6 protein-coding genes and 1 pseudogene are annotated in these 6816 nt (G+C 51.6%); 4 read left to right on the forward strand and 3 right to left on the reverse strand.

Going from position 1 to position 6816, the window contains the following annotated elements:
• Window positions 1-254: 254 nt before the first annotated feature.
• Window positions 255-1577 carry an adenylate/guanylate cyclase domain-containing protein gene (locus tag ACR0NN_RS25070; RefSeq protein WP_170727521.1) on the reverse strand — a complete coding sequence of 441 codons (1323 nt, stop codon included), beginning with the start codon at window positions 1575-1577 and terminating at the stop codon, window positions 255-257.
• 172 nt (window positions 1578-1749) lie between these two features.
• On the opposite strand from ACR0NN_RS25070, the gene ACR0NN_RS25075 reads away from it, so the two are divergent.
• Complete coding sequence (locus tag ACR0NN_RS25075) at window positions 1750-2115, forward strand: cupin domain-containing protein (RefSeq protein WP_170727518.1); 366 nt, start codon at window positions 1750-1752, stop codon at window positions 2113-2115.
• Between the two features lie 173 nt (window positions 2116-2288).
• Here ACR0NN_RS25075 and ACR0NN_RS25080 read toward each other — a convergent pair whose 3' ends face one another.
• The gene (locus ACR0NN_RS25080) at window positions 2289-3899 is read right to left on the reverse strand and encodes an arylsulfatase (RefSeq protein WP_170727516.1); all 1611 of its coding nucleotides are present in this window, start codon (window positions 3897-3899) and stop codon (window positions 2289-2291) included.
• Window positions 3900-4142: 243 nt separating this feature from the next.
• Between ACR0NN_RS25080 and ACR0NN_RS25085 the strand changes: the two genes are divergently transcribed.
• Window positions 4143-5180, forward strand: coding sequence for a DMT family transporter (locus ACR0NN_RS25085; RefSeq protein ID WP_170727512.1), 1038 nt, complete (start codon window positions 4143-4145; stop codon window positions 5178-5180).
• Window positions 5181-5236: 56 nt separating this feature from the next.
• Window positions 5237-5704, forward strand: coding sequence for a lytic transglycosylase domain-containing protein (locus tag ACR0NN_RS25090; protein WP_170727507.1), 468 nt, complete (start codon window positions 5237-5239; stop codon window positions 5702-5704).
• A 135-nt stretch (window positions 5705-5839) separates the two neighbouring features.
• On the opposite strand, the gene ACR0NN_RS25095 is transcribed toward ACR0NN_RS25090, so the two are convergent.
• Window positions 5840-6106, reverse strand: coding sequence for a hypothetical protein (locus ACR0NN_RS25095; protein ID WP_170727503.1), 267 nt, complete (start codon window positions 6104-6106; stop codon window positions 5840-5842).
• A gap of 11 nt (window positions 6107-6117) precedes the next feature.
• On the opposite strand from ACR0NN_RS25095, the pseudogene ACR0NN_RS25100 reads away from it, so the two are divergent.
• Window positions 6118-6633: pseudogene (locus ACR0NN_RS25100) on the forward strand (IS6 family transposase); the annotation flags it as partial.
• Window positions 6634-6816 lie beyond the last annotated feature (183 nt).

A 6816-nucleotide genomic window follows, 5' to 3' on the forward strand; every position in this document is an offset into this window, starting at 1 on the left:
GTGAGTTCAATCTACTTTAGTTTTGGAGGTCACGGCGAATGTCCGCTAAGCGGTCTGCGACCGCAGCATCGCGACCACGTGTCAAAGGTCGGCTAAGGGCCAGTCTGCTCGATCAGGTGACGTAGGGCAGGGGCCTGTGTTGCAACGGCACCGAGGTCTGGAATGAGCCCAAAGCAGACCGTTGTCATTTTAGTGCCCCCCGCCTCAAAACGCGCCACATCGAGTGTTTGCCAAAAGCCCAATGCAATTGAGCGTTAACTGGTAATTTCGTAAGAAAAGACCTCTAAGTCTTCATCAAAACCCCGCAAAGAATGCGGACCCAGTTTTAGCGGCTCTTCAGATACCAAGTTCGCAAAATCGCCCGTTGCCAAAAGCCGCGCCTCCAGTTTTCGCGTCAGACCTTCTAACCTACTCACAATCGCGACTGATGTGCCAGTTACCGTAAAATCCAAGCGCTTCTCAGTGCCAACATTGCCGTAGATAGCCGCGCCCGTGTGCAACCCAACCCCAAATTCAGCACGCTCTGATGGATCAAGTTCTTCATTCCTTTGAAACGCTTCGCGCGCCGCGGACAGGGCTGCTTCGCACATGTCTTCGGGTAGCCTTCGTTGACCATCGAAAGGAAAGATCGCAAGCAATCCATCGCCAACGAATTTCAATACCTCTCCACCGTGGTCCTGTACCGAACCGCCGACACAGTCGAAGAATTGATTAACCGTCGCGACATATTTTTCCGGTGACAAGCGCTGGCTCAAAGCCGTAGAGCCGCGCATATCACTGAACAAGAGAGCACAGTTAATTCTGCTGACATCTCCCCGGGCTATTTGACCGTTAAGTACGGATCGACCGGACACTTTGCCTAGATAGACCTCCATCAATTCAGCGGCCAAGAACTGCTCCGACAATACACGCGCTGCACCAAGCAAAGATAAAGATAGCCGCGACAGACCGTCTACTTCACGGTCCGTGAAGCCAGAACGACGTTTTGTAGCAAAAGAAACGGACGCACCCAATGCCCACTCCATCTCTCCGTCAAAGACAACAGTACGATTACCGAATGGTGCACTGAATACGACATAATCAGTGACACCTGCTTCTGCGAGTTTTCGGAACAGCGGAAATTTGTCACGGGTTGCTTGGTCCGTCAGATTTGCCCGCATGAAAGGGAACTTAATTGTTCCATTCGCAAGTCCGTCCGCCAAGTCCCAAACTTCTTTGTTAAAGTGCTGTTTCGCGATCTCATTTGCTAATTTCGAATTCTCTCCGAAGGGTGCTTTGTCGAATAGATCAGCTGTGACTGAGCTGCGTGGAAGAACAGTCCATTCAATCCGATGGTTCGAAGCATCCCACGTTGCATCGAGCAATCCGATGACTGGGTGCATCATCAGGCGTCCCAAGGAAACGCGCGTGACTGGCACTCCACCATCGATCAGCCTGTGACTTAACTGCTCGACTAGTCCACCAAGATCAGCATCAAAAAAGGCCAACTTTTGCAGCCAATCTGCAATGCGGTCGAAAACATCCGCCATACCAAACACCTCCACCACCATCTTGTTACAGCCGGAGGCTCGTGTCATTCGGTTTGTCTTCGAACTCTCAATTCTCTAACAATGGGATTGCAAATTCTTATGCGCATTCGCTCGCGGTATACAGGCGATCGACAGCTTCGGAGCCCAAATTGAGTTTTGCTGCTTTTCGTCACAATGTTCGGTGTTGATTTTATGCAATTCAAAAAGGAAGGGCAAATAAGTGAAATTCAAAAAGTTGTACTCAGACGCCCAAGGCGAAAGCCATTGGAAAGACATCGAAGTTGAATTTGAGGAGCAAACATTCGCGCCGCCTGCGAAGGCAATCGAGATTTCAAAGCCCGAGGCGGCTACGCAAACCATGTTTTTGAGGCTCAAGAAAGGTTGGGATGAACCAATTCATCCTACACCTGTCGCTCAAAAGCTCATTTGTCTTTCTGGTGCGGTACGAGTGACCGCGAGCGATGGCGACTTCAGGGATATTGGGCCAGGCGACGTTTGGCATATGGAAGACAAGCACGGAAAGGGTCACCATACAGTTGTAACAAGTGACGAAGACTTTCTGTCTGTGATCGTACAATACGAGTAGCCGAGACAGCAAAGGCCTGCATGGCAAGCTGCCTTTCAATATCGCCCTGCTGAGGTCGGCTTTGTCCGCCAACCGGAACTGCAAAGTCTATTTTAGAATGTCCGGTTCGGGCTAGAGAGGGTCCTCTTCTTGGAGTACAAAGATGGACGGTTCTGAACCCTGCGTGAAGTCGACTATCCCTCTGCGGTTTCAATCTTCCACGCCTGTAGTAACTTCGGAAGTGCAACATCCCAATCCATAACACCTGTCCGTTTGGCCCAGTCGTTGTATTGGCTAACCAAGTCTACCTCCAATTCGGCGTTGCTCCCTCTCAAATTAGTCAACTCCGTGCGATCCGCTTCGATGTCATAGAGCTCCCAGTCTTGCCCATGCTGCCTGACAAGTTTGAACTGACCTAGCCTCACCGCGGAATTTCCTTCATGTTCGAAAAAGATAGGCTCTTCTCGTGCCCAGTCCTTGCCGCGGAACAGGTCCATCAATGACTGCCCTTGCATAGGCTGAATTTCGTGACCACCAACCTCACTTTGGTACAGGCATCCGGTTGCCTCCAAAATAGTAGGTAAAACATCAACGACATGGCAGGCGGCGTGCGCGTTCGCTCCAGAGGGAAACCCTTTGGGCCAATGCGCTATAAGCGGCGTCGATATCCCACCCTCATGGACGTAGTGCTTGAACAACCGAAATGGCGCATTCGAGACATTTGCCCACGGTTTGTCATAGCTCTGATATGTCTGAGCACCGCCCGGCATCACGTCGGGGCGGTTTCCCATTTCGATTGGGCGACCGTCATTTGTGGTGTCCGGGAAGAATTTCGCCCACCCGTCTTCCGCCATGAATTCCGCGCAGCCACCATTGTCGGACAGGAACAAAATCAAGGTGTCTTCAAACTGACCTAAACGTTTTAACGAGGCGATGAGCCTGCCTATAGATTGATCCATCCGGTCTACCATCGCAGCATAGGTGGCCATCTTTCGTGCCTCCCAATCGGTGTTCTGTTCGGTCTCCCAAGGATGAACAGCAACATCACGTGGAGATATTTCCCAGTTCCTTTGAAACAGGTTCATGCTGTTCATGGTTTCGTGTCGTGCGGTACGGATTGTGTCCCAACCGCCTGAATACACTCCATCATAGCGAGCGATGTCCTCGGGATGGGCGTGTAGCGGCCAATGCGGTGCGGTATGCGCGAGATAAAGAAAAAAAGGCTGGTCGTCGGGTGTTTCTTCGATCATTCCAATCGCCTTGTCCGTGATCGCATCCGTGAAATAGAAATCATCAGGGAATGTCATGACACGGCTGTCATCTTCGAGCATGTAGTGTGGCGAGAAGAAATGGGTGACGCCATCAACGATCCCATAGAAGCGATCAAAACCGCGCTGTCTCGGCGTTGGGTGCTCAACATCTCCAACACGCCAACTCTCAACTTCGCGCGCCATGAAATCTCCGGCGACATGCCATTTGCCGGACATCAAGGTCCGATACCCACCAGCACGTAGGTGCTCGGCAATGGTGGCGCTGTCATTCCGCAAAAACCCCTGGTATGCGGGCGTTCCCAGATCTGCCCCCATGTGGCCCACGCCGGCGTTGTGCGGGTACAACCCTGTCAAAAGAGACGCCCGCGTAGGACAACAGCGGGCGCAGTTGTACATTGCCGTAAGCAGCACACCATCCCTTGCAAGACCATCGATATTTGGAGTGCGTATTTCCGATCCAGTGGCACCCAAATCTGCAAAACCCAGATCATCGGCCAAGATCAATATCACATTCGGTCGTTTTCCTGTCGGCATTCGGAGGCTCCATTGCTGCACTTATGAGCTTACCTCACTATCGACGATGATCTTGTCCCTAAGCGACTAAACAACAGAGGGGTAAGGGAAGTTGCCAACCACTGCCTTCGGCACAAAGGTTTCTAGAGCGAGAATGGAAGCGGTTACGGATTCGCGCCACGGACAATTGACTGACTTACCTTGTCGCAAAGCGACGTGATCAATTCCTTGGCCCATGGTAGTGGTCCGATGAAAGGGCACTCCATGACAGCGGAACAAAAATTACAAAACCCGACAGTTGGTATTGCGTTCGTACTGATCGGAATATTGGCGATTTCTATCAATGATATGCTGATCAAATTTCTGTCTGGCGGTTACCCCTTGCACCAAATGGTGTTTACTAGATCGTTGATCGGGATCGGGTTCAGCTTTGCCCTTGTCCAGATGGAGGGCGGTTGGCGCATCCTGAAAACCGATCAGCCGGGACTTCACCTTTTGCGGGGCCTGCTGATTGTCATTGCCAATCTGACATTCTTTACGGCTCTGGCGGTAATGCCGCTGGCAGAAGCCACCGCTGTTTTCTTCGTAGCCCCCTTGATGATCACATTGCTGAGTATCCCATTGCTTGGCGAAAAAGTTGGGCCGATGCGGATTGGCGCCGTGCTTGTCGGATTTTTGGGCGTAGTGATCATGACTCGCCCATGGGAGGCCGGTGGAGAGCGTGAAGTTGGTCTGTTGATGTATGCCCTGCCGGTTCTTGCTGCTTTCACTTATGCCCTCAACAACGTGCTAACCCGTTTTCTTGGCGCAAAGTCCAAGGCCTCAGCAATGGCTGTTTACATTCAGGCGTGCTTTATCGTTGTCAGCCTGTTGTTCTGGTCAGTGGCAGGGGATGGGCGCTTTGCGAACGAGTTCGAGAACGAAAGCTTGATCTTTTTGCTGCGGGCTTGGGTTTGGCCCGAAGGGTCTGATCGCTGGTTGTTTATCGGCTTAGGATTCAATTCTGCAATCATCGGGTATTGCCTCGGCCAAGCTTACCGCATGGCGGATGCGGCTACGGTTGCGCCGTTTGAATATGTTGGTCTTCCTATGGCTATTTTCTGGGGATGGGTCATATGGGGCGAACTCCCAAACCTGCCCGTTGCGATTGGCATCGCACTGATTTTGGGGTCAGGATTGTTTGTCTTTTTGCGCGAGCGCCAGAAAAAGAGGCACGTTGTTACTAAAAAAGAGTTCACCGCTGGTACTAGGTGCCAAATCACTTCGGGCCAAAAGTCGCTCAGCAATACCCAAGGATATTGAATATCAATCGCGGTTGAGCACGAATAATGCTCATAGTTAATGGGATGAGAATTTTGATGCGATATACAGCCGTTCTTGCTGCGCTATTTCTTGCCGCTTGCGGCAATGAAGCCGCAGAGCCAATAACCCGACTTTATCCCGGCGAGACGCCCGAGCTGCGCCTGATGATCAACGAAACCGCAGACGCAAACGAAGTGCCGCGTAGCCTTGTACACCGAGTGATCCAGCGAGAAAGCGACTATCGTCCCCATGCCCGCAACGGTCCCTATTACGGGTTGATGCAGATTTTGCCTGCGACAGCGCGCCAAATGGGGTTTCGCGGAGAGGCTTCCGACCTCTTGGACGCGCAAACCAACCTGACATACGCCGTGAAATACTTGCGCGGCGCCTGGATGGTTTCAGATGGAAGTGAGCCCGAAGCGGTCATGTGGTATGCCCGCGGGTATTACTACGAAGCCCGAAACAGATGCATGCTTGTCGCCACGGGACTTAGAGATACTGAGGTCCGAAAATACTGCGGCTGACATCCTTCCCACAGGAGTTGCACAAATCTTCCGATAAACTGCAAACAGCCTTCTTCAAACAAAGTAGCTTGTACAACGGAGCAATGTTGTTGCGGGTCCGACCAAGTTCAGGAGATTGACATTTGTGCCGAAAACTCAAACCAATTCAAAAGGTTCCGCGACAATCGGCCGATTATTTTGTTCGTTGCGGGATTCGGCGACAATAGGAGCATGTTTGATGGATTGGCTGAGAGACATCTTGCCATCAGCCATCGTTTGTTGCCCATCAATCTTCCAGGATTTGGTGCTCAGTCCCTGGCTGGGAGAACAACTGGATGTGTCGCAAACTTTGGGCCTGGATTGACGAGCATAGAGATTTCGACTTTTGGTGTCCGCGCATTGTTCTCCAACAGGTTTCAGCATGATTTCCTTAAAAGGATGCAGTTTTATACGCCGTTTACTTCTACCTGCGGTACACGGTTTCTTATCGTGATTTGGAAGAGATCATGGCCGAACGTGGCGTGCAGGTGGATCACGCCACTCTCAACAGGTGGGTTGTTAAGTATTCCTCTATGATTGCCGCTAGCGCGCAATCGAAGAAGCGACCAACGCTGAGCTCCTGGCGCATGGACGAGACCTATCTCTGTATGCGCGGCAAGTGGATGTATCTCTATTGAGCGGTCGACAAAGCGGGAAACACCCCTGATTTCATTCTGTCTGAGCGACGAAATCGTCCTGCAGCCACCAGGTTCTTTGACAAAGCAATGTCGTCAAACGGGATTCTAAACAAAATCGTTATAGACAAGAGTGGCGCAAATGCAGCTGGCATTCGAGAAGTGAACAGGATCCTGAAGCGGTTCGGTTGCCCAGCCAAAGTACAGTCGATCAGGTCCAAATATTTGAACAACATGATCGAACAGGATCACAGATTCATCAAGCGACGCGTGCGGCATAAGATCTGGCAAGTCATATCACGCCGGTACGAATTGGCTCGCGGCTAAGTCTCCCCAATATAACTACCCGCAAAATTCAGGTCCGTGTCAGCGCCCAGAACCGCAAGGGCAGGGCGACGGCTGCTACCACCAGACCCAGAGTATAGCCAATCCAGACGCCGACGGCTCCGAGATCAAAGA

The organism is Ruegeria sp. BA2, assembly GCF_056539605.1.

What these genes read in the sequence shown, in the direction of transcription:
- ACR0NN_RS25095 (WP_170727503.1), bottom strand. Translation starts at nt 6,106, where the DNA reads ATGCTGAAACCTGTTGGAGAACAATGCGCGGACACCAAAAGTCGAAAT.
- ACR0NN_RS25090 (WP_170727507.1), top strand. Translation starts at nt 5,237, where the DNA reads ATGCGATATACAGCCGTTCTTGCTGCGCTATTTCTTGCCGCTTGCGGC.
- ACR0NN_RS25080 (WP_170727516.1), bottom strand. Translation starts at nt 3,899, where the DNA reads ATGCCGACAGGAAAACGACCGAATGTGATATTGATCTTGGCCGATGAT.
- ACR0NN_RS25085 (WP_170727512.1), top strand. Translation starts at nt 4,143, where the DNA reads ATGACAGCGGAACAAAAATTACAAAACCCGACAGTTGGTATTGCGTTC.
- ACR0NN_RS25070 (WP_170727521.1), bottom strand. Translation starts at nt 1,577, where the DNA reads ATGACACGAGCCTCCGGCTGTAACAAGATGGTGGTGGAGGTGTTTGGT.